This window comes from Rhizobium phaseoli (assembly GCF_003985125.1).
In the GTDB taxonomy this organism is placed as follows: domain Bacteria; phylum Pseudomonadota; class Alphaproteobacteria; order Rhizobiales; family Rhizobiaceae; genus Rhizobium; species Rhizobium phaseoli.
Genome location: NZ_ML133570.1, coordinates 21,462 through 42,190 on the forward strand (window position 1 = coordinate 21,462; position 20,729 = coordinate 42,190).

Consider the following 20,729-nt stretch of genomic DNA (forward strand, 5'->3'; position numbering starts at 1 on the left):
CTTCATGCGAAACGGGCGCCAACCGGCGCCCGCGTCAGATCATCCCTTGTTCATCAAACAAGCGGCGAGTTCAACCCCTCACGCCTCTTCGACGAACACCTCCTCGCGCTTCCGCTTGACGCTCGGCAGGAAGACAACGATCAGCACGGCAACCGCGATCGCCAGAAGCGTGGCGCTGATCGGACGGGTGACGAAGGTGGTCGGATCACCGCGCGACAGGATCATGGCGCGCCTGAGGTTCTCTTCCAGAAGCGGCCCGAGCACGAAACCGAGCAGAAGCGGCGCCGGCTCGCAGCGAAGCTTTGCCAGCACGTAGCCGATGAAACCGAAGAAGGCGACGGCATAGAGGTCGTAGACGTTGGCATTGACGCTGTAGACTCCGATCGAGCAGAAGGCCATGATGATCGGGAAGAGCACGTAATAGGGCACGGTCAGAAGCTTCACCCAGAGGCCGATCAGCGGCAGGTTCAGGATCACGAGCATCAGATTGCCGATCCACATCGAGGCGATGATGCCCCAGAACAGCGCCGGCTGCTCGGTGGCGACATTCGGTCCCGGCACAATGCCCTGGATGATCATCGCGCCGATCATCAGCGCCATGACGGGATTGGCCGGAATACCGAGCGTCAGCAACGGAATGAACGACGTCTGCGCCCCGGCATTGTTGGCCGATTCCGGACCCGCCACGCCGGCGACCGCGCCCTTGCCGAATTCCTGCGGCGTCTTCGACAGGCGTTTTTCCACCGTATAGGAGGCGAAGGAGGCAAGGATCGCGCCGCCGCCCGGCAGGATGCCAAGCGCCGATCCGATCGCCGTGCCGCGGACCATCGGCGCAATCATCTCCTTGAATTCCTGGCGCGAAGGCAAAAGCCCCGAAACCTTGGCCATCAGCACCGTGCGTGTCGACTCGCCTTCGAGGTTGCGCAGGATTTCCGCCACGCCGAAGACGCCGACGGCGAGCGCCACGAAATTCAGCCCGTCGGCATATTCGCGGATGCCGAGCGTGAAGCGCGGCGTGCCGGTGTAGATATCGGTTCCGACGAGGCCGAGCAGCAGGCCGAGCGCCACCATCGCCAAGGCCTTGACGACCGAGCCGTGCGCGAGCGCGATCGAGGAGACGAGGCCGACGATCATCAGCGAGAAATATTCGGCGGAGCCGAATTGCAGCGCAATGTCGGTCAGCGGCGGCGCGAAGATCGCGACGAGGAAGGTCGAGACCGTGCCGGCGAAGAACGAGCCGAGCGCGGCGATCGCCAATGCCGCCCCCGCCCTGCCCTTGCGCGCCATCTGGTAACCGTCGATTGCGGTAACGGCGGAAGAGGATTCGCCCGGCATATTGATGAGGATCGCTGTCGTCGAGCCGCCATATTGCGCGCCGTAATAGATGCCGGCGAGCATGATGAGCGAGGAGACCGGCTCGAGCTGGAAGGTGATCGGCAGAAGCATGGCGATCGTTGCCGTCGCGCCGATGCCGGGAAGCACGCCGATCAGCGTGCCGAGCAGCACGCCGATCAGGCAGAAGAGAAGATTGTCGAAGGTTGCCGCGGTGGCAAAGCCGAGTGCGAGATTGCTGAAGAGATCCACCGTCGCCTCCTAGAACCGGACCCAGGGGCCGAAGCGCTCGAACGGCAAGCCGAGCCCATAGCTGAAGACGGCCACCGAAAAGATCGTCAGCAGCAGCGACAGGATGATGGCAAACACCACGTTCATCTTGCGCGACGCGAAGCAGGCGATGAAGGCGGTGACGAACAGCGCCGGCGCAAATCCGAGCCCCCGGACCGTCAGCCCGAAGAAGACGGGGGCCGGCAGGATGAAGAGCATGCCGCGCCAGGCGAAGACGTCGACCGGCTCGCCTTCGACACGCAGCGCCTGAATGAAGATGATCGCGCCGAGCAGCACGAGCACGCAGGCAAGCACCAGCGGAAAATACCCTGGTCCCATGCGCAATGCCGTGCCGAGGTCGAGCGAGAGCGACTGGACGGCGAAGAAGGCGCCGGTGGCGATGAAAAGCGCGCCGCAGATCGCATTGGTGCTATCGAAACTGATGGATTTCATGGTGTCTCCTGGAGTTGGAGATGGAGCGTCGTTGCTGCAGCGATTGACCCTCATCCCTCGGCCGCTGCCATTGAGCATGCAGTCCCCTCTCCCCGTACACGGGGAGAGGGTTATGGTGAGGAGCTATTCCTGGTACCCCCTCACTAGTCCGCATATTCCCCGGCAGCCTCGATCACCGGCTTCCAGCGGGCGATCTCGCTTTCGAGCTTGGCCTTCAGCGCGGCCGGCGTCGCATCGGCGTCGGAAGACGGCGCCGTACCCAGTTCGGCGAAGCGGGCGCCGACATTGGGATCTTTCAGCGCCACCTGCAGCGATTTCGACAGCCGTTCGTTGATCTCGGCGGGCGTACCCTTCGGCGTATAGATGCCGTGCCAGATACCGACTTCGAAACCCGGCAGGCCGGCTTCGACAGCCGTCGGAATGTCCTTCATCACATCGAGGCGCTTGGGCGAGGTCACCGCATAGGCCTTGATCGTGCCGCCCTGGATCTGCTTCGTCGTGTTGGTCGTCTGGTCGCACATGATATCGACCTGGCCGCCGAGAAGGTCGGTCATCGCAGGACCCGTGCCCTTGTAGGGAACGGTCGTGAGCTGGGTCTGGATGGCGCTCATGAACATCATGCCGCAGAGATGCGAAGCGGCGCCGATGCCGGCATTGGCGACCGTCACCTTGTCCTTGTTGGCCTTGACATAGTCGATCAGGCCCTTGAGGTCCGTCGGCTCGAAGTCCTTGCGTGCGACGATCGTCATCGGCACCTCGGTGACGAGGCCGACATAGTCGAAGGCGCCGAGCGTGTCATAGGCGAGCTTGCGGTAGAGCGTGGCGCTCGTCGCCATGCCGATATGGTGCAGAAGGATGGTGTATCCATCGGGATCGGCGTTCGCCACCCGGCCGGCGCCGAGCGTGCCGCCGGCGCCGCCGACGTTCTCCACGACGATCTGGTGGCCGAGATCCTTCGACATGGATTCGGCGACGAGGCGTGCGACGGTATCGGTCGGGCCACCGGCCGCGAATGGGACGACCATGGTGATGGTGCGCTCGGGATAAGTCTGCGCCGAAGCGACGCTGGCGAGAAGAGAGACCGCGGCAGCCGCGGTCAGGCCGAGCATGGCCTTCAGGATTTTCATCGTTTCCTCCCTGATGAAACAAGCGAAGCCGCCGGCACATCCTCCGCGCCGGGGATGTCCTATTTGCCGCCCGGAAAAAACGCGCCGCAATCACCGCCCCCGCCTTCACGAGCCGATTCTGCGGCGGTGCGGTGCAGCATGGGTCGATTTGGAAACAAACGGCTGTTGCGATGGGTGGAAATCCACCCATCCCAATGCGGCCAGGATCAACCGTCGGTAATCAGCATTCGCTTGTCGAGGCCGTATTTCTGCATCTTTTCATAAAGGGTCTTGCGGGAAATGCCGAGCGATTCATAGACCGGCCGGAGGCTGCCGCCATGCGCGATCAGCGCGCTGGCGATGACGCCCCGCTCGAATTCGGCGACGCGTTCCGCAAGCCCGGTCGCCTCCTCGGCCTGCCGCCCGCCATTGTCGAGACCGAGGACCAGCCGGTCGGCGGCATTCCTCAATTCGCGGACATTGCCGGGCCAGTCACGCTGGGCAATGTCGGAGATCACCTCCGGCGGCACGGTGAGCTCGTCACGGCCGTAGCGGGCGGCGGCCTCCCGCACCAGCTGCAGGAAAAGCAGCGGAACGTCCGGCCGCCGTTGCGACAGCGACGGCACGTGCAGCGTTGCGACGTTCAGCCGGTAGAGCAGATCGGCGCGGAAACGGCCGCCTGCCACCTCCGCCTCAAGATCGACCTTGCTCGTCGCGATGAAGCGGACGTCGAGCGGCACGATCTCGTTCGATCCGAGCCTGGAGATCACCCGCTCCTGCAGCACCCGCAGGAATTTCGCCTGCAGGTCGAAGGGCATGGAGCCGATCTCGTCGAGCAGGATGGTGCCGCCGCGCCCGTGTTCGAACTTTCCGTAACGCGGCCTGACCGCGCCCGGAAAGGCGCCGGGCTCATGGCCGAAGAGCTCGCTCTCGATAAGGTTTGCCGGCAGCGCGGCGCAATTGATTGCAATGAACGGCCGGCTTGCCCGGGCACTGATGTCGTGAAGCGCGCGGGCCACCACCTCCTTGCCGGCGCCGGTCTCGCCGACAATAAGCGTATCGGCATCGCTCGCCCCGATCGCGCGGATACGATAGCGCAGATCCACCATCACCTGCGTTCGTCCCGGCAGCCGGGCCTCGATATCGTCGCGTTTGCCGGCGACCGCCTTCAGCAGCCGGTTTTCGAGGACGAGGCCCCGCCGCTCCATCGCCCGGCGAATGACTCCGGCAAGCATCTCCGCCGTGAACGGCTTCTCGATGAAATCATAGGCGCCCTCCCGCATCGCTTTCACCGCGAGTTGCACATCGCCATGGCCGGTGACGAGAATGACCGGCACCTCCGGATCGACCTCGCGGATCTTCTGCATCAGCGTCATGCCATCGATACCTGGCATGCGGATATCGCTGACCACGACCCCGGGAAAGCTGTAGCCGATCAGCTCCAACACATGATCGCCGTTCGAAAAGGTCTCGACGCTGAAGCCGGAAAGCTCCAGCGCCTGCGCCGTCGACCGGCGCAACTCTTCTTCGTCGTCGACAAGCAGGATCTTCGCTTCGTTCATTCCGCCGCCTCCGGCATCAGCCCTGCCGCCGATTGCAGCTCGATGCGGAACACTGCGCCCCCTTCCGGATGATTGGCGGCGGCAAGGCTGCCGCCGAAATCCTTGACGATGTTATAGGAGATCGAAAGCCCGAGACCGAGCCCCTTGCCGACGCCTTTCGTTGTGAAGAACGGATCGAAGATGCGCTCGGCGATCGCCGCCGGCACACCCGGTCCATGATCGCGCACCGTCAGCACCACCTTGCCGCCCTCCTCGAAGGCCGAAATCTCGATGCGTCTGTCGTCCAGCCCTTCCACGGCATCGGCAGCATTGGAGATGACGTTCACCAGCACCTGCTGCAGGCGTACCGAACCGGCACGCACGACCGGCGGCCGCGTCCCGAGATCGAGCCGGAGCTCGGCGTCCGCCGCCTTCAGCCGCCATGCGACAATTTCCAGCGTATCGCGCATCGCCTCGTCGAGAGGAACCGGCCCGAGTTTCTCGTTCGGTTTGCGGGCGAAGTTGCGCAGGTGCCGGCTGATCGAGGCCATCCGGTCGATCAGCCCGCCGATCCGCCTGATATTGTCCCTGGCCTCCTCCATTCGCCCGCGGTCGATCAGCACGGCAGCACTGTCCGTATAGGTCTTGGCGGCGGCGAGCGGCTGGTTGAACTCATGCGAAAGAGCCGCTGACATTTGCCCGAGTCCGGCAAGCTTGCCGGCCTGGATCAGATCGGCCTGGGTCTGGCGAAGCTGCTGTTCGGTCAACCGCCGCTCTGAGATCTCCTCTTCGATGCGGCTGTTGACGCGGGCAAGATCGGCGGTGCGCTCCTGTACCCGCCGCTCCAACTCGCCCTGCGCCTCGGCCTGCATCTGCATGCGCTCGGCAAGCCGCGCCCGCCGCTGGCGAAGCACAGCGACGGCAAGCGCGGCGATGCAAAGGATGAGGAAGACGGCTACGAGTGCGGTGCGTGCTTGCGCGCGGATGGAGCTCGTTTCCATCAGCACGTTCACCGTCCAGTCCTCGGCCGGCATGTAATGCGACAGCACCATATATTCGCTTGCACCCCGATCGCTCGCCAGCGTCATCAACTCGTGCTGTTCGAAGCGATGACGCGTCACCGGCAGCGCCGTCAGCCTGGCATTGGCATAACGCCGCGAGGCTTCCGTGCGGGCGATGCGGTCGGCTGTCAGCGGCAGGATCGCCCCATAGAGCCATTCCGGGCTGCCCGACATGAAGATGATGCCCTCCGGATCGGAGACAAAAATCTTGTATTCCCCACCGCTCCACGAGGATTCGATCATGTCGATATCGACCTTGAAGACGATGACGCCTCGAATATCCGCCTCGACCCGGATCGGCGCCGAGAAATAATAGCCGCGTTTCAGCGAGGTGGTGCCGAGCGCATAAAACCGCGCCTGCCGGCCTTCGATCGCCTCCTGGAAATAGGGCCTGTAGTTGAAATTCTGCCCGACGAAGCTTCCCGGTCCATCATAATTGCTGGCCGCGATCGTCTCCCCGTCCGGCTTCACGACATAGATGTCGGAGGACTTCAACAGCCCGTTGATCTCTTTGAGGTAGAGATTGGCAGTCTCGCGCAACGCCATGTCGTCGGGGGTGCTGACCAGCTCCTTGATATCGTCGTGATCGGCAATCAGCGCCGGCAGCGCCTCATAGCGGTTGAGATGGCCGCTGAGCGCCGTAACGGCAAGGCGCAATGCCGTTCCCGCCTGCGCCGAGGCCTCCTCCATATAGGCGCGCGTCGCAATCGCGCTTCCATAGGTGAAGAAGGCGAAGATGACGAGCGGCACCACCAAAAGCGCCGCTATCGCACGATATCTCGAAGACAGGTCCGGCTCCTCCCTTTCTGCCTCCACTCCCCAGCAAGGCACGCCCGACGGGCTCCAAGTCTAATGATACGAACGGGGATTTCCAAGGGTCTGCCGAAACTTGACACCCGGCGGGGCCGAATGTCCTATTGCGACAACGCAAGGAGACCCGCTCATGAGCGATGACCAGACGCCCGCCGACAGCAAGCTGACCAATTCCAAGCGCCGCTGGGCGGCGGAAGGCAAATTCCTGACCGGCCGCGTCAGCCGTCCTCAAGCCGAGCGGCTGCCGCCCGGTCAGCACCTCGTCAAGAACTGGCCGGTGCTCGATCTCGGCCAGCAGCCGGTCATTTCCACCGACAGCTGGCGGCTCGATGTCCGCGGCCTGGTCGAAACACCGCTCACCCTCAGCTGGGCCGCCTTCCAGACGATCGAGCAGAGCACCAAAGTCAGCGATATCCACTGCGTCACCACCTGGTCGCGCTACGACAACAACTGGAAAGGCGTTTCGACGCGGGATCTGCTCGATCTCGCCATGCCGAAGCGGGAAGCAGCCTACGTCATGCTGACGAGTTATGACGGCTACACCACCAACCTGCCGCTTGCCGATTTCGCCGCCGAGGACGCGATCCTGGCGACCTCATGGGAGGGCCTGCCGCTGACGCCGGATCATGGCGGCCCCATGCGCCTTGTCGTGCCGCATCTCTATTTCTGGAAAAGCACCAAATGGCTGCGCCAGATCGAGCTGATGCCCGCCGACACGGCCGGGTTCTGGGAAAAGAACGGCTACCACATGTATGGCGATCCGTGGCGCGAACAGCGCTATTCCGACGACTGAGCCGTCTGCCGCAGCACGCGTCTAAGCACAAGGACGGCAAGACCGAACAGGGCAGCGACTCCTGTCAACGATGCCATGCTGGCAGGATGAAGCGGCACTTTGCTCCAATTCGGCTTGACGATGTCGGCGGTGTTGAAGGCCTCGCCGCTGAACTGGCAGGTGATGAGCGCGAGCCCGCGACGCGCCATATCTGCGTCGATAGCCGAGATGATTTCACCCGCCGCAGTCGCCTCCCGCGGCATCTCCCGCATCGACAGCAGCACGGCTTTCGTCGCCGCAAGATAGGCATGGGCGCATTCGTTGAAAGGGCTTTCCTCATCCGTCACGCTGCCCGGCATCCGGCCCCACACACAATAGGAATACTGGATCTCGGCATAGTTCAGGACGCGGCGGAACGGTTCGTTCGTGTCGACCGCCCGCGACGCGAGCTCGATAATCCCGCTGCGGTAATCGGAAATCACCGCCATCTCGCCGTGGGAAACAGCGGGGACATCGAGACCGGCATGGGTGCCGCCGGTACCGCGCTCATGGGCAGACGTGTTACTCGCAAGCAATGGGAACAGACTTGCGGTCAGCGCGAGAGTCGCAAGCCTGCCGATGCGCCGGATCACCGGAAGGCGGGCCGCAGCCCGCCCTTGAGGGCAAGCCGTCTTTCCGCCAGCGCTCCGAAGGCAAGGCCGAGCGTTGCCCATAGAATCGCGTGCATGCCGAGCGAGGTCGTGCGGAATCGCCAGAGCACCATTGCCGAAAAATTCTCCGGCACCTCGTTGATCGGCGGCAGCAGATAAAGCACGACGCCGATGAAGACGAGATAGGCGAGACCGGCGATGATCGCGCCGTTCCAGAGACCGAAGCGCTCGCAAAGGCGGCGCGCCAGCGCCACGGCGGCAATCAGCGCCGCGACCGAAACGACGATCATCAGGAAGAACAGCTCCGTCCTGACGTTGATCGTGTCGGGGCTGCCGACCGCCGGCGGATTGGCCGGATATTTGATACCGGGAACGAGCACGATCGCCACGAAGGCGGCGATGGCGATGGCGGCAGAGGTGCCACGCGCCGAAAGAGCGCTGAAGCGGCCGTGCACGAAAGCAAAGGCGAGGGCAAAAAGCCCACCGACGGCAACGCTGTAGGCCATGACGCCGGTGAAGAGGCCAAGGCCGGCCTGCGTGGCGCGGCTGACGATTTCAGGTTCGGCCGCTTGCCCAGCCGCCTGCGTGCTCGCCTCCTCGAAGGCGATCGCCGCATCGACCAGCGGCTCGCCGAAGGTGTGGGCGAAGGCGAAAACGAGGATGCCAGCAATCAGGCCCGCGAACATGCCGCGAAGCAAAAGGTTTCCAACCATGTCAGTATTCCCTTAGTGGCAGGGAAAGCCGAGGAGATGACGGCCGTCATGCACGAACTCATGCACATACATGCCATTGAACAGCGCCATTGCGCCTTCCTCGGTGCCGACGAAATAGATAGCGATGAGCATCAGCAGGCCGCCGAAGATCGCCCAAGGAAGGATTTCGCCGACGGGGATCGGCGCCGGTGCCGCGACGGGCGTGAAAGTGGTGTCAGACATGTATTCCTCCGGAATGACGCGTTCAGTCGAAAGAGTGCTTGTGCGGCAGGGTCTGACTTCCAGCGCGAAGAGTTTTCGACACGCTGGTCACAGTGGCGCGACCGCGCCGGATTTCCACCGGCTTCCAAACCCGCAACAGCACGGTTATATCTGCACGCCGAAGACACTGTCAACGAAACTTCACGAGCGCCTAAGGGCCATCCCCACCGCTATCCGGAGATCAGCACGACCGTGAACACGCGCCTCACCTGGATCTGCCACGGCGCGACGGCTGCGAGCCGCAAGGCCCTGTTCCCGCTCGACGAACCGCTGGAAGGCAAGGCCGCAGAAGAAGCGGGCAGGATGGCCGCCCTGCCCCGCGCCGACCGTATTGTCACGAGCCCCGCCTTGCGCGCCCGCCAGACAGCCGAGGCGTTGCGGCTTCGGGCCGCGATAGAGCCGTCGCTTCGCGACTGCGACCATGGCCGCTGGGCTGGCAAGTCGATCGCGGCGATCGAGGCGGAAGAGCCGGAAAACCTCATTGTCTGGATGACCGAGCCGGAAGCAACAGCCCACGGCGGCGAGAGTCTTGCTGAGTTGCGAAAGCGCGTCGCCGGCTGGATGGACAGCCAATCGGGCCTCGGCGGTCACGTCATCGCCGTCAGCCACGCGGCCGTCATCCGGGCGGCGGTCGCGCATGTGCTTCAAGCGCCGCCCTCTTCCTTCTGGCTGAGCGACGTCGAGCCACTTGCCATCCTTCGTATGACCAGCAACGGCAGCCGCTGGTCTCTGCGCTTCCAGCATTAGAAATTCCTCATCTTATCCAGCCTTACACAAGCAAATCGCATCATTGCTGTTGAACCCGGTTTTGCCGGGACTACTTCCTTGTCCCAAGGAGATGGAAGAATGACATATGATTGGAGTGGAGAACGTACGCGGCGCCTGCGTTTGATGCGCTTCGCCACGTACACGGTACTGGCCGGTCTCATCGTCAGCGTTCCGCTGTTGATTGTCACCGCCTGAAGCACGAAAAAGGGCGAGCATGCGACAGCACGCTCGCCTTCGTTGTTCTTCTTTCTGATCTTTGCAGTGCCAACTGGCTGCGGTAATTATTCTCCTTATGGTCGAAATCGGTGCAATAGCTGCGATGCTAATCCTGGTTGCATCACAACGTTTCCAGTCTCCTGACGGCACAGCGGCGAACCGTCCCCTCTGATAATTCGCCTTCTGGTTTCAACGAACATTTCAGATTTTCGTGATATCTCGCCGCGGGTGGAGATGGAGAAGGCATAATGCCGGTGTTTTTCCAAAGCAGGGCCGGAAGGCAATGCATGTCGGTTGTCGGGTTTGGAATAACCCTCTGGCTCCTCGGTACACTGCTGCACTTCGACGACAGCCTGGCTTCCTTCATGACCGGTTTCGGCGACTACGGCGCCGACAAGCTCGTTCTTGGGCTCGGCATCTCCGGCGCCATGAGCTTCATTTATTCGGTGCTGCGGATTGCCGACCTGCGCAAGGAAATGGAACTGGGCGTCGCCGCCCAGGCGAAGGCCGATTGGACGGCAACCCACGATCATCTGACCAAGCTGCCGAACCGTTACGCCTTCGAGCGCAAGATCCTTGCGCGACCGGTCAAAAGCAACGAGGCCGAAATCGAGGAATGGGACCACAACGTCACCATCTTCTCCGTCGATCTCGACGGCTTCAAGAAGGTCAACGATCTCGTCGGCCACAAAGGCGGCGACGTGCTGTTGATCGAAGTCGCCAGGCGCATCTGTGCGCTCGGCAACGCCGATTGCGTCTACCGCTTCGGCGGCGACGAATTCATCATTGTCGCCTTCGCTCTGACGGCGCAGCGGGAGGAGCGTTTCGCCAAGCTGCTGATCCAGGCCGTGACTCGGCCGATCCATATCGACGGCTTTGCCGTCGAAGTCGGTGCCAGCGTCGGCTACGATCGCTGGGCTGAGGGGACCGAACCGCTGGAGAATGCCGCCCACCGCGCCGATCTCGCTATGTATGAGGCCAAATCACGCGGTCCCAACCATTATCTCGTCTTCGAAACCTCGATGCAGGACAAGGTAGCGGAGCGCGCCTCGCTGGAAACCAGGCTGCGTGCCGCAATCGCCAACAAGAACATCAAGCCCTTCTATCAGCCGCTGATCGACCTGAAGACCGGTCAGCTCTGCGGTTTCGAAGCGCTGGCGCGCTGGACGGGCGAGGATGGCATCCACATTCCGCCCCCGGTCTTTATCGACATTGCCGAGGAAACCGGCATGATCACCGCCCTGTTCGAGGATCTGCTCACCCAGGCCTGTAGCGACGCGCTCACCTGGCCGGCGCATGTCATGTTGTCCTTCAACGTCTCGCCGGTGCAGATGGAAGACAAGCTGCTGACCTCCCGCATCCTTAAAGTCCTTTCGGCAAGCCGCCTGCCGCCGCAGCGCCTGGAAGTGGAAATCACGGAAAACGCGCTGATTCAGGATCCCGCCATCGCCGCCGTCATCCTCGATGAGTTGCATGCGGCCGGCATCCAGATCGCCCTCGACGATTTCGGCACCGGCTATTCGAGCCTCGCCCAGCTCGCCCGCTACCGCTTCGACAAGATCAAGATCGACAAGAGCTTCATCGCCACCTATCGCGACGACGAACGCCAGGAAAAGATCGTCCGCGCCATGCTTGGCCTCGGCAGAAGCCTCAATATCAAGACGACTGCGGAAGGTATCGAGGAGCATGGCCAGCTCGCCTTCCTGCTACAACTCGGCTGCGACATCGGCCAGGGCTATCTCTTCGGCAAGGCGATGCCCGCCGCCGAGGCGGGCATCTTTATCCGCGACCGCGACGCCAATCTGGCGTCGACGGCCTGACGGAGCTTCAGATGATGGGCTGCCCCGCGGCAAAATAACCGATGGACGAATGCATGCCTTTCCGCCGGCTGCCTCGACGCTAAGTTCGCCCCATCATCACGCCGCATGGAGTCTGCCAAGACATGCCCTCGAACGACTTGCTTCTGACCTTCAATGCCGGCTCCTCGACGGTCAAGATCGGCATCTTTGCCATGGAAGGCGCCAAGGCGCGGCCCATTGGCAAGGGCGTGATCGATCTCCGCGCCGAACCGCTTTCACTCGGACTGAGCCGGGGGCCGCAGACATTCGACATGCCGTTGAAGGCGGAGGTGACGGAAGACCTGCACGATGTCATCGACGAGACTTTCACGCGTCTCGCCGATCATTTCGACATAGCCGCCAGCCGCGCCGCCGGTCACCGCGTCGTCCATGGCGGCGACCGCTTCACGGGTGCGATCGCCCTCGACACCGCCGCTATCGATGCCGTCGAATCGCTGATCCCTCTCGCCCCCTTGCACCAGCCGCAGGCGCTGCGTTTCATCCGCGCGCTCAGGCATCTGAAGCCGCATCTTGCCCAGACGGCTTCCTTCGACACCGCCTTCCACGCCACCCAGGACGACCTCGTACGCCGCCTCGCCATACCCCGCTCCCTGCACGACGAGGGCATCAAACGTTACGGCTTCCACGGGCTTTCTTATAAATTCATAGCTGGAGAACTTGCCCGCCAAGCGCCTGAAGCCGCCAAGGCGGTGGTCGCACATCTCGGCAGCGGCGCCAGCCTCTGTGCGCTGGACGGGGGCATCAGCCGCGATTGCAGCATGGGCTTTTCGACACTCGATGGCATCCCCATGGCGACGCGCCCGGGCTGGCTCGATCCTGGCGTCATCCTGCATCTGGCAGGAGAGAGAAAACGCTCCCTGGGCGAAATCGAGGATCTGCTCTATCACCGCTCGGGCCTGCTCGGCGTTTCCGGCATCAGCGCCGACACGCGCGACCTGTTGACGGACGGACGGCTGGAGGCACGCCAGGCAATCGACCTCTTCACGCTGCGCATTGCCGGGGAGATCGGCCGCATGGCGGTAACCCTCGGCGGCCTCGATGCCGTCGTCTTCACCGCCGGCATCGGCGAGCACCAGCCCGAGATTCGCGCCGGCGTGGCGAAACACCTCGCCTGGCTCGGCCTTTCGATCGACGCAAAGGCCAATGTCGCCAATGGTTTTACGATCAGCTCGGGGGAAAGCCGCATCGCCGCCCATGTCATTGCCACGGACGAGGAACAGGTCATCGCCGACGAGGCGCTGTCGCTTCTTGGCGAACGCTGATCCAGATCAATGGCGCGCCGGCGCCGGCGGCTAGAAATGACGTTGAACGCGTTTTCGAACGGGAGAAGCCCATGGAAAAGCATATCTCGACCGCCGCCGCCCTGACCGAGGCTGAACTCGGCCTGATCGACCGCTACTGGCGGGCCGCCAACTATCTCTCGGTCGGCCAGATCTACCTGCTTGCCAATCCGCTGCTGCGCGAGCCGCTGAAACCGGAGCACATCAAGCCGCGCCTGCTCGGCCACTGGGGCACGACGCCCGGCCTCAACTTCATCTATGCGCATCTCAACCGCCTGATCCGCGGCCGCGATCTCGACGTCATCTATATATGCGGCCCCGGTCATGGTGGGCCGGGCATGGTTGCCAACACCTATCTCGAAGGCAGCTATAGTGAGATCTATCCTGATATCTCCGAGGATGCCGAAGGCATGCGCAAGCTCTTCCGGCAATTCTCCTTCCCTGGCGGCATCCCGAGCCACGCGGCACCGGAAACGCCAGGATCGATCCATGAGGGCGGCGAACTTGGCTACGCCCTCGTCCACGCCTATGGCGCCGCCTTCGACAATCCCGACCTGATCGTCGCCTGCGTCATCGGCGACGGCGAGGCCGAAACCGGGCCGTTGGCGGCGAGCTGGCACTCCAACAAGTTCCTCAATCCCGCCCGCGACGGCGCCGTGCTGCCGATCCTGCATCTGAACGGCTACAAGATCGCCAACCCGACCATTCTCGGCCGTGCCGCTGACGATGATCTCCGCCGTCTTTTCGAAGGGTACGGCTATGAACCGTTCTTCGTCGACGGCCATGAGCCACGCGATATGCATCAGCAGATGGCCGCGACCATGGACCGGATCTTCGACCGCATTCGCGACATTCAGCACCAGGCCCGCAACGGCAAGGCTGCAGACGGCTGCCCGCGCTGGCCGATGATCGTGCTGCGCAGCCCCAAGGGCTGGACGGGCCCGAAAGAGGTCGACGGCAAGAAGGTGGAAGGCTTCTGGCGCGCCCATCAGGTGCCGGTTTCCAACTGCCGGGAGGACGACGGCCACCGCAAGATCCTCGAGGACTGGATGCGCGGTTATGATCCGGAAGACCTGTTCGATACGGGAGGCCGGTTGAAGCCTGAGCTGCGGGCACTCGCCCCTGGCGGCAAACGCCGTATGGGCGCCAATCCGCATGCCAATGGCGGCCTACTGCGCAGGGAGTTGGCTGTTCCTGATCTCAGGGACTATGCCGTCGACATCGGCAGGCGCGGCAGTGTTGTGGCGCAGTCGACGCAAATCCTCGGCCACTATCTGCGCGACACGATGAAGCTCAACGCCGAGGCAGCGAATTTCCGGATCTTCGGTCCCGACGAGACGGAATCGAACCGTCTCGGCAGCGTTTTTGAAGTCACCGACCGTGTCTGGATGGAGGATATCGAACCCTATGATATCCATCTCTCGCGCGATGGGCGCGTCGTGGAGGTGCTCTCCGAACATCTCTGCCAGGGTTGGCTGGAAGGCTACCTCTTGACCGGCCGCCACGGCCTGTTCTCCTGCTATGAGGCTTTCATCCACATCATCGATTCCATGTTCAACCAGCACGCCAAATGGCTGAAGGTGACGGGCGAGCTGGAGTGGCGAAAGCCGATCTCCTCGCTGAACTACCTGCTGACCTCGCATGTTTGGCGCCAGGACCATAACGGCTTCAGCCACCAGGATCCCGGTTTCATCGATCTCGTCGCCAACAAGAAGGCGGATATCGTCCGCATCTATCTGCCGCCGGATGCCAATACCCTGCTCTGGGTCGGCGATCATTGCCTGCGCACCTATGACCGCATCAATGTCATCGTCGCCGGCAAGCAGCCGGAGCCACAATGGCTGTCGATGGACGAAGCGGTGAAACATTGCGAAGCCGGCATCGGCATCTGGCACTGGGCAAGCAACGAGGAAGACGCCGTCGCGACCGACCTCGTCATGGCCTGCGCCGGCGACGTGCCGACCATGGAGACGCTTGCCGCCGTCGATCTCTTGCGCAAAGCCATACCGGCGCTGAAGATTCGCACCGTCAACGTCGTCGATCTGCTGGCGCTGCAATCCAGAGACCAGCATCCGCACGGCCTGACCGACGAGGCCTTCGATGCGATCTTCACGTCAGACAAGCCTGTCATCTTCGCCTATCACGGCTATCCCTATCTCATTCACCGCCTGACCTATAAGCGCACCAACCACGAGAACATCCACGTCCGCGGCTTCATCGAAGAGGGCACGACGACGACACCCTTCGACATGACCGTCCTCAACGAACTCGACCGCTACCATCTCGCGATCGAAGCGATTGAGCGCGTACCGGGCCTGAAGGAAAAGGCTGCGGATGCACTTGCCGCCTTCCACGACAAGCTTGCCGAGCATCACGCCTATGTCAGGGAATACGGCGAGGACATGCCGGAGGTACGGAACTGGACGTGGCCGACGGCGTGAGGCGAAGGCCGGCACAATGCACAGGAAGGCCAATCGCGCATTGGCTCGATTGAATATCTCAACTGTGTCGGTCAAGCCTAGGCTCAGAACTCATCGATAGAGCCAGAAAATGACGGTTGGGGCTATTCAGATCACCGACTCGAATCTGATTTGCAGCCCTTGGAAATCCGTCAGTTTCAAGACAACATCGTCCCGCTCTAGCTTTTGGGGGAGACGGGATGGAAAATCACGAGCCGTTTTTACGCGAGGCGATTGCGCTCTCGAGATCCGCGATCGAACAGGGCGGCGGCGAACCGTTTGGCTCGGTGCTGGTGAAGAACGGCGAAGTAATCCTGCGCGCCCAAAACAGCGTCTTCAGCGGCCATGATATGACGAACCACGCCGAGATGAATCTGGTTAAACTGGCGGCGCAGCATTACGACACTGCTTTTCTCGCAGACTGCACGCTGTACACCAGCACGGAGCCTTGCGCGATGTGCTCCGGGGCGATCTACTGGTCAGGCATCGGGCATATGGTGTTTGCGTGCTCCGAAACGCGGCTTGGCGAGATCGCTGGAATCGGGTTGAACGTGCCGAGTCGGGCGGTATTGCAAACCGGTGCGCGCCTCGTCACCGTGGTCGGCCCGACGAGCCTCGAAGACGAAGCCGCCGAAGTCCATCAGGAGTTCTGGCCGAAGCATCTGGGGAAGGCTTAGAGATAACCAGATATGCTTAGAACGATGCCCGCTTTCTATACACCCTCCAGCCGGACCTTCTCCCTTATCCGCCAGACTCGCGGTGTTTCTCCCGTATATTTGAGGAAGAAGCGCGAGAAATAGGCGGGGTCGGCAAAGCCGAGGCGGAATCCGATTTCCTGAACGCTGCCCAGCGTAAAGACAAGCTGACGCTTCGCCTCCTCAACGAGTTTGGCGGCGATCAACTCGTGCGGCGTGCTGCCGGTCATCGACCGGACGATTCGGGTGAGATGCGTCGGCGAAACCCCGAGCTCCCTGGCATAGAAGGATGCGGGCTTGTGGGATCGAAAATGCTGCTGAATGAGCTCGCCCAACATGTCCATCCGTCGCTCGTTTTCGTTTGACGCAAGCTCCTGCGAATTTCCCTCATGGGAAATCCGCGCCGTCAGCCGCAGCGCCAAGGCGACGTAGGCAGCCAAGACCTCGTTGCGGCCACTGCGGCGGTTTTCGAATTCGTCGCCCAGCCGTCGCAACGTCTGCATCACATGGGCAGCCTCCGCATGATCAGGATCGAGCGGCGTCAGATGCGGCGTCGCCAGCCATTCGCCGAGATGGCTCCGCTCGCCGGGGGGATGGCTGAGATGGGATCGCAATATGGTGATGACGAGACCGTCGATATCGCGCGAAAAACGAAAGCCGTGATTGAACGCCGGCGGAACTGTAATGACCGCCGGCGGGCGGATGGCATGGCTCCTCTCGCCGAAGATCGCATCGCCCGATCCGGCTTCGATGTACAATATCTGAAAGAAGCTCTCGTGGCGGTGCAACCGGATCTCCCATTGATGCAGGCTGCTCCGGGAGCGAATTGTTTCGCAATGCAACCAAAATTCCGGCGATCGTCCGATGTTTTCGCCATAGAGCTCGTAGGTCGGTATATGCCTACTCATCGCCTCCCTCCCCGCGCTGATGTTCGATTAGTGCAATTTTTAGGCTGGAATGTCCATTGCGGCGATCCGGTCGGCGCGGCAGAATCTGACAAAACGCAAGAAATGCGAGGGAGGAAGCATTTGCGAACCCAGGTCGCCATCATCGGTTCGGGACCATCCGGCTTGCTTCTCGGTCAGCTTCTGACCGAAGCCGGCATCGACAATGTCATTCTCGATCGCGTCAACAAGGATTACATCCTCGGCCGGGTGCGCGCCGGCGTTTTGGAGGAAGGCACCGTCGGTCTGCTGGATCAGGTCAAAGCCGGAGCGAGACTGCATGCCGAAGGCCTGCCGCATGACGGATTCTCGCTCGCTTTCGACGGACGCGACCATCGCATCGATCTCTATGAACTCACCGGCGGCAGGCGCGTCACCGTCTACGGGCAGACCGAGGTGACGCGCGACCTGATGGAGCGGCGCGAAGCGAGCGGCGCCCTGTCGATCTATAATGCCGCCGATGTCATGCCGCATGGTTTCGACGGCCGCTCTCCTTTCGTTACCTATACGAAGGACGGCGCTGCCAGGCGCATCGATTGCGATTTCATCGCCGGCTGCGACGGCTTTCATGGCGCAAGCCGCAAGGCCGTCCCCGAACGGGCGATCAAAAATTTCGAGAAGGTCTATCCCTTCGGCTGGCTGGGCCTGCTTGCCGAGGTGGCGCCCGTCAGCCACGAACTGATCTATGCCAACCATCCGAGGGGCTTTGCGCTCTGTTCGATGCGCTCGGCGACGCGCAGCCGCTACTATATCCAATGCCCGCTCGACGAGAAGGTCGAGGACTGGAGCGACGACCGCTTCTGGGATGAGCTGAGACGGCGTCTGCCGCCGCATCACGCCGAGGCGTTGAAAACCGCGCCGTCCTTCGAGAAATCGATCGCTCCATTACGCTCCTTCGTCGCCGAGCCGATGCGTTTCGGCCGGCTTTTCCTTGTCGGCGACGCCGCCCATATCGTGCCGCCGACCGGCGCCAAGGGGCTGAACCTTGCAGCCAGCGACGTCCACTACCTTTTCTCAGGACTGATCGAGCATTACCGCCAACGCTCGGATCGGGGCATCGACGCCTATTCGCAGGTTGCACTTGCCCGTGTGTGGAAGTCCGTGCGGTTTTCCTGGTGGATGACGACGATGATGCATCGTTTTCCCGATAGCGGTGATTTCGACCAAAGGATTCAAGAGGCCGAGCTCGACTATCTCACGCATTCCCGCGCCGCCTCGACGGTCCTTGCCGAAAATTACGTGGGGTTGCCATTCTGAAGGATTGCGAATGAAGGCTGCGCGCACTCGCAGTGAACCGGGTGTTCGAGACGCAGAACCATAACCAGCAGATCATGTGTTTGGGGATTTATTTCATTTTACATCACCATTTCGCATGACAAGCTAGCCTGAAATTCAATACGGCGCCGGAGTACGCCGAAAAGGGAGAGAGAAAATGAGGAAGTTGTTTCTGGCCGCCGCTGCGGCAATCGCCATCGGCACGAGCGCCTATGCCGACACCATCAAGGTCGGCGTCATCGGCCCGTTCTCCGGTCCCTTCGCGCTCCAGGGCAAAAACTTCAAGGCTGGCATTGACGCCTATATGGCTGTTAACGGCAGCAAGGCCGGCAACGATACCGTCGAGATCGTCTATCGCGACGTGCCGCAGGCCGATCCCGCCCAATCCAAGGCGCTGGCCCAGGAACTGATCGTCAAGGAAAAGGTCCAGTATCTCGCCGGCTTCTATTTTACCCCCGATGCCATGGCGGTGACGCCGATCCTCAAGCAGGGCAATGTCCCGATGGTCGTCATGAACGCCGCCACCTCGGCCATCGTCACCAAGAGCCCGCTCGTCGTCCGCACCTCGTTTACAACCTGGCAGACCTCGACGCCGATCGCCAAGGTCGCCTTGGACGCAGGCGTCAAGAAAGTGATCTCGGTCGTCAGCGACTATGGTCCCGGCATCGACGCCGAAAACGCCTTCAAGACCGGCTTCGAAAAGGCCGGCGGCCAGGTGGTCGAGGCGATCCGCATGCCGCTTGCGACCAACGACTTCAGCCCGATCATGCAGCGTATCAAGGATTCCGGCGCTGAGGGCGTCTTCGCCTTCCTGCCGTCGGGCCCGACGACACTCGGCTTCGTCAAGGCCTATAACGAGAACGGCCTGAAGGCTGCCGGCATCAAGTTTTTCGCGCCCGGCGACCTGACCCAGGAATCCGATCTGCCGGCGCTCGGTGATGCCGCACTCGGCATCCAGACGACCTTCCATTATGCCGTTTCGCACGACTCGCCCGAAAACAAGGCTTTCGTCGCGGCGGCCACTAAAGCGATCGGCAACAAGGCCGAACTTTCTTTCCCCGCGGTCAGCGCCTATGACGGCATGTATGTCATCTACAAAATGATCGAGGCGACGGGCGGCAAGCAGGATGCCGAAAAGGCTGTCGATGCGGTGAAAGGCCTTGCCTGGGTGAGCCCGCGCGGCCCGGTTTCGATCGATCCGGAAAGCCGCCACATCACCCAGAACATCTATCTGCGCGAAGTCGCCAAGACCGACGACGGGACCTACATCAACAAGGAGGTCAAGACCTTCGAGAAGCAGGGAGATCCGGGCCTGGCGGCGGCCAAGTAACCACGGGCGTCAGAACATGCGGCGGGCATGGAATCCCAGGCCCGTCGCACTCAAGCAGGTAGGTCCATGCAGACAGTCTTCAGCATAGCCGTCGACGCGCTAGCCTATGGCATGGTGCTCTTCGTGATCTCGATCGGCCTTTCCGTCACCATGGGGCTGATGCGTGTCGTCAACCTTGCGCACGGCGCCTTCGCCATGATCGGGGGTTACATCGCCTCCTATGCCGCACGGGACCTCGGTCTCAGCTATGCGGCGGCGATCACCGCTGCCGTGATCGCCACGATCATCATTGCAATCCCGCTCGAGCGCTTCCTCTATCGCCGGATCTACGGCGCACCGGAACTGACCCAGGTGCTGATGACGATCGGCATCACCTTCTGCGTCATCGGTATCGCGAATTATGCAATGGGACCGACGCTGAAGACCATACCGCTTGCCGCTGCCCTGCAGGGCTCGGCCGACCTCGGCTTCCGCACCATCCCCGTGCACCGACTTTTCGTCATCCTCTGCGGTCTGATGGTCGCGGTCTCGCTCTGGTTCGCCATCGACCGGACCAGCTTCGGCGTCAAGCTGCGCGCCTCCGTGGATGACGCGGCGATGGCGGCGGCACTCGGCGTGCGCACCGAGATCATCTATGCGGTGAGCTTTGCCGTTGCCGTCGGGCTTGCCGCCTTCGGCGGCGTGGTCGGCGCCGAACTCCTGCCGGTCGAACCCTATTACGCGCTGCGCTACATGGTGACCTTCCTGGTCGTCGTCTCCGTCGGCGGCGCCGGCTCAATACCCGGGGCGCTGATCGCCTGCCTGCTCCTCGGCGCCATCGATACGACAGGCCGCTATCTGATGCCGGAATTCGGGGAATTCTTCTTCTATCTCGCCGTGATCGCGATCATTTGCATCTTCCCGCGCGGCCTTGCCGGAAGGGCGAAGTGAG

The 20,729-nt window shown here is 62.2% G+C and carries 18 protein-coding genes and 1 riboswitch; of the genes, 9 read left to right on the forward strand and 9 right to left on the reverse strand.

Features of this window, described 5'->3' with window-relative positions:
* Positions 1-78: 78 nt before the first annotated feature.
* From EFD56_RS11970 to EFD56_RS11990, 5 genes are all read right to left on the reverse strand, one after another.
* On the reverse strand, positions 79-1,584 hold the full coding sequence (locus EFD56_RS11970) for a tripartite tricarboxylate transporter permease (protein ID WP_012485063.1): 1,506 nt from the start codon (positions 1,582-1,584) through the stop codon (positions 79-81).
* Between the two features lie 9 nt (positions 1,585-1,593).
* Complete coding sequence (locus EFD56_RS11975; RefSeq protein WP_126905341.1) at positions 1,594-2,055, reverse strand: tripartite tricarboxylate transporter TctB family protein; 462 nt, start codon at positions 2,053-2,055, stop codon at positions 1,594-1,596.
* Positions 2,056-2,198: 143 nt separating this feature from the next.
* A complete protein-coding gene (locus EFD56_RS11980) occupies positions 2,199-3,182 on the reverse strand; it encodes a tripartite tricarboxylate transporter substrate-binding protein (RefSeq protein WP_126905342.1) in 984 nt (327 codons plus the stop codon).
* A 206-nt stretch (positions 3,183-3,388) separates the two neighbouring features.
* The gene (locus EFD56_RS11985; RefSeq protein WP_126905343.1) at positions 3,389-4,723 is read right to left on the reverse strand and encodes a sigma-54-dependent transcriptional regulator; all 1,335 of its coding nucleotides are present in this window, start codon (positions 4,721-4,723) and stop codon (positions 3,389-3,391) included.
* The gene (locus EFD56_RS11990; RefSeq protein ID WP_245440582.1) at positions 4,720-6,594 is read right to left on the reverse strand and encodes a sensor histidine kinase; all 1,875 of its coding nucleotides are present in this window, start codon (positions 6,592-6,594) and stop codon (positions 4,720-4,722) included. The genes EFD56_RS11985 and EFD56_RS11990 overlap by 4 nt, the downstream gene beginning before the upstream one ends.
* 112 nt (positions 6,595-6,706) lie before the next feature.
* On the opposite strand from EFD56_RS11990, the gene EFD56_RS11995 reads away from it, so the two are divergent.
* A complete protein-coding gene (locus EFD56_RS11995; protein WP_126905344.1) occupies positions 6,707-7,369 on the forward strand; it encodes a sulfite oxidase-like oxidoreductase in 663 nt (220 codons plus the stop codon).
* Here EFD56_RS11995 and EFD56_RS12000 read toward each other — a convergent pair.
* The 3 genes from EFD56_RS12000 to EFD56_RS12010 are packed head-to-tail and all read right to left on the reverse strand — an operon-like array spanning position 7,354 to position 8,933.
* The gene (locus EFD56_RS12000) at positions 7,354-7,944 is read right to left on the reverse strand and encodes a hypothetical protein (protein ID WP_425376305.1); all 591 of its coding nucleotides are present in this window, start codon (positions 7,942-7,944) and stop codon (positions 7,354-7,356) included. The two genes, EFD56_RS11995 and EFD56_RS12000, sit on opposite strands and share 16 nt — an antisense overlap.
* A gap of 32 nt (positions 7,945-7,976) precedes the next feature.
* The gene (locus EFD56_RS12005) at positions 7,977-8,711 is read right to left on the reverse strand and encodes a CbtA family protein (RefSeq protein ID WP_126905346.1); all 735 of its coding nucleotides are present in this window, start codon (positions 8,709-8,711) and stop codon (positions 7,977-7,979) included.
* 12 nt (positions 8,712-8,723) lie between these two features.
* Entirely contained in the window at positions 8,724-8,933 is a 210-nt protein-coding gene (locus tag EFD56_RS12010; RefSeq protein WP_010060821.1) for a CbtB domain-containing protein, read from the reverse strand.
* A 12-nt stretch (positions 8,934-8,945) separates the two neighbouring features.
* Positions 8,946-9,088, reverse strand: a riboswitch (adenosylcobalamin (AdoCbl) riboswitch).
* Between the two features lie 76 nt (positions 9,089-9,164).
* Here EFD56_RS12010 and EFD56_RS12015 point away from each other — a divergent pair.
* The 5 genes from EFD56_RS12015 to EFD56_RS12035 all read left to right on the forward strand — a co-directional run bounded on the left by EFD56_RS12015 (position 9,165) and on the right by EFD56_RS12035 (position 16,231).
* Entirely contained in the window at positions 9,165-9,719 is a 555-nt protein-coding gene (locus EFD56_RS12015; protein ID WP_037141148.1) for a histidine phosphatase family protein, read from the forward strand.
* A 485-nt stretch (positions 9,720-10,204) separates the two neighbouring features.
* Complete coding sequence (locus tag EFD56_RS12020) at positions 10,205-11,776, forward strand: putative bifunctional diguanylate cyclase/phosphodiesterase (protein WP_126905347.1); 1,572 nt, start codon at positions 10,205-10,207, stop codon at positions 11,774-11,776.
* Positions 11,777-11,898: 122 nt separating this feature from the next.
* On the forward strand, positions 11,899-13,077 hold the full coding sequence (locus tag EFD56_RS12025) for an acetate/propionate family kinase (protein WP_126905348.1): 1,179 nt from the start codon (positions 11,899-11,901) through the stop codon (positions 13,075-13,077).
* A 71-nt stretch (positions 13,078-13,148) separates the two neighbouring features.
* A complete protein-coding gene (locus EFD56_RS12030) occupies positions 13,149-15,536 on the forward strand; it encodes a phosphoketolase family protein (RefSeq protein ID WP_126905349.1) in 2,388 nt (795 codons plus the stop codon).
* 218 nt (positions 15,537-15,754) lie between these two features.
* Positions 15,755-16,231 carry a nucleoside deaminase gene (locus tag EFD56_RS12035; protein WP_126905350.1) on the forward strand — a complete coding sequence of 159 codons (477 nt, stop codon included), beginning with the start codon at positions 15,755-15,757 and terminating at the stop codon, positions 16,229-16,231.
* Positions 16,232-16,266: 35 nt separating this feature from the next.
* On the opposite strand, the gene EFD56_RS12040 is transcribed toward EFD56_RS12035, so the two are convergent.
* Positions 16,267-17,157, reverse strand: coding sequence for a helix-turn-helix domain-containing protein (locus EFD56_RS12040; protein ID WP_126905351.1), 891 nt, complete (start codon positions 17,155-17,157; stop codon positions 16,267-16,269).
* A gap of 120 nt (positions 17,158-17,277) precedes the next feature.
* On the opposite strand from EFD56_RS12040, the gene pobA reads away from it, so the two are divergent.
* The 3 genes from pobA (at position 17,278) to EFD56_RS12055 (ending at position 20,728) form a co-directional block, all read left to right on the forward strand.
* A complete protein-coding gene (pobA, locus tag EFD56_RS12045; protein ID WP_126905352.1) occupies positions 17,278-18,450 on the forward strand; it encodes a 4-hydroxybenzoate 3-monooxygenase in 1,173 nt (390 codons plus the stop codon).
* Positions 18,451-18,625: 175 nt separating this feature from the next.
* Complete coding sequence (locus EFD56_RS12050) at positions 18,626-19,798, forward strand: ABC transporter substrate-binding protein (protein ID WP_126905353.1); 1,173 nt, start codon at positions 18,626-18,628, stop codon at positions 19,796-19,798.
* 66 nt (positions 19,799-19,864) lie between these two features.
* Positions 19,865-20,728, forward strand: a complete 864-nt coding sequence (locus EFD56_RS12055; protein ID WP_126905354.1) for a branched-chain amino acid ABC transporter permease — start codon at positions 19,865-19,867, stop codon at positions 20,726-20,728.
* Position 20,729 lies beyond the last annotated feature (1 nt).

Excerpts from the sequence above, each read along its gene's own strand:
- EFD56_RS11975 (WP_126905341.1), bottom strand. The coding sequence starts at position 2,055 with ATGAAATCCATCAGTTTCGATAGCACCAATGCGATCTGCGGCGCGCTT.
- EFD56_RS11980 (WP_126905342.1), bottom strand. The coding sequence starts at position 3,182 with ATGAAAATCCTGAAGGCCATGCTCGGCCTGACCGCGGCTGCCGCGGTC.
- EFD56_RS11985 (WP_126905343.1), bottom strand. The coding sequence starts at position 4,723 with ATGAACGAAGCGAAGATCCTGCTTGTCGACGACGAAGAAGAGTTGCGC.
- EFD56_RS11995 (WP_126905344.1), top strand. The coding sequence starts at position 6,707 with ATGAGCGATGACCAGACGCCCGCCGACAGCAAGCTGACCAATTCCAAG.
- EFD56_RS12005 (WP_126905346.1), bottom strand. The coding sequence starts at position 8,711 with ATGGTTGGAAACCTTTTGCTTCGCGGCATGTTCGCGGGCCTGATTGCT.
- EFD56_RS12010 (WP_010060821.1), bottom strand. The coding sequence starts at position 8,933 with ATGTCTGACACCACTTTCACGCCCGTCGCGGCACCGGCGCCGATCCCC.
- EFD56_RS12020 (WP_126905347.1), top strand. The coding sequence starts at position 10,205 with ATGCCGGTGTTTTTCCAAAGCAGGGCCGGAAGGCAATGCATGTCGGTT.
- EFD56_RS12025 (WP_126905348.1), top strand. The coding sequence starts at position 11,899 with ATGCCCTCGAACGACTTGCTTCTGACCTTCAATGCCGGCTCCTCGACG.
- EFD56_RS12030 (WP_126905349.1), top strand. The coding sequence starts at position 13,149 with ATGGAAAAGCATATCTCGACCGCCGCCGCCCTGACCGAGGCTGAACTC.
- EFD56_RS12035 (WP_126905350.1), top strand. The coding sequence starts at position 15,755 with ATGGAAAATCACGAGCCGTTTTTACGCGAGGCGATTGCGCTCTCGAGA.
- EFD56_RS12040 (WP_126905351.1), bottom strand. The coding sequence starts at position 17,157 with ATGAGTAGGCATATACCGACCTACGAGCTCTATGGCGAAAACATCGGA.
- EFD56_RS12050 (WP_126905353.1), top strand. The coding sequence starts at position 18,626 with ATGAGGAAGTTGTTTCTGGCCGCCGCTGCGGCAATCGCCATCGGCACG.
- EFD56_RS12055 (WP_126905354.1), top strand. The coding sequence starts at position 19,865 with ATGCAGACAGTCTTCAGCATAGCCGTCGACGCGCTAGCCTATGGCATG.